The organism is Cellvibrio mixtus subsp. mixtus J3-8 (genome assembly GCF_000766945.1).
Classification (GTDB): Bacteria; Pseudomonadota; Gammaproteobacteria; order Pseudomonadales; family Cellvibrionaceae; genus Cellvibrio; species Cellvibrio mixtus_A.
This window is the reverse complement of sequence record NZ_ALBT01000144.1, coordinates 1-1091: the sequence shown is the minus strand read 5'-3', so window position 1 is coordinate 1091 and position 1091 is coordinate 1. Positions and strand designations below refer to the sequence as shown.

Below are 1091 nucleotides of genomic sequence, written 5' to 3'. Positions count from 1 at the left end.
GTGCGCACCGTTGCGATGGCCGATATCGACGCGCTGAGCCAGCGCATGAATTTAGTTATTGATTTGGTCGCGCAACAAAAACTGGTATCCGATATCGGCACCCGTGAGGCAGCGGCAAAGAAAGGTGTTTTTGTCGATCCGTTTTTGGATGACTCGCATCGCGACCAGGGCATCGCGCAAACAGCGGCAAGTTTTAACGGTGTACTGACATTGCCAATTGTGGGGGAGTCAAAAAGCCCATCGACTGATATCGAATCGCCTGCATTGTGCGCGTTTAATCATGTACCGGTACTGAGTCAAAATGCCCGCACCACCGGCATGAAAATTAATCCCTACATGGCCTATGGTGTATTGCCATCACAAGTGGTGTTATCACCTGCAATTGATCGCTGGACTGACATTGTGAATAGCTGGACAAGCCCGGTCACGCGCTTATTTAGCCAAGGTAGTGGCACCGCTATTACATCCACACAAACCACCACCTCAGTGCAATTAATTTCAACCAGCACCAGTCAATTACAGCACTTGCGCCAAATCAGTATTCGTTTTGTGATTAATGGTTTCGGGCCGGGGGAATTGGTGAGCAGCATTATGTTTGATGGCGTTACGGTAGCACCTACCGCACCCGTGGCTGCAAATCCGCAAGGCCAGGCGACAGGCAATTTTATTATCCCTGCCAATATTTCTGCCGGTTCAAAACTGGTTAATTTTACCGGCTCTGGTGGTTCCTACGGCTCTGCTGTTTTTGTCGGCCAAGGCCTGCAAGAAAAACGAACGCTGCAAGAAATTATTACCACCACCCAAAATATGGGCACGCGCAGTGTTGATCCACTGGCACAAACTTTCTCTCTGGATAACACCGCACAAATCACCGGTGTGGAATTATTTGTGACTGCACTGGGCGCAACTGCAATCACAGTACAAATTCGCGAAACCCAAGTGGGGTTCCCAACCCAACGCATTATTGCGGAAGCAACAAAGCAACCGGGCACCATCACCGTTAATCAAATTAACCGCTGGCTGTTTGATCAACCAATTGTATTAATGCCGCAAACCGAATACGCCATTGTGATTTTGTGCAATGACTCAAC

1 protein-coding gene is annotated in these 1091 nt (G+C 48.9%); it reads left to right on the top strand.

Annotation, left to right across the window (positions count from 1 at the left end):
• Positions 1-45 precede the first annotated feature (45 nt).
• Positions 46-1091 (top strand): DUF4815 domain-containing protein (locus tag A596_RS05045; protein ID WP_235425622.1); only part of this gene is annotated, 1046 nt, incomplete at its 3' end.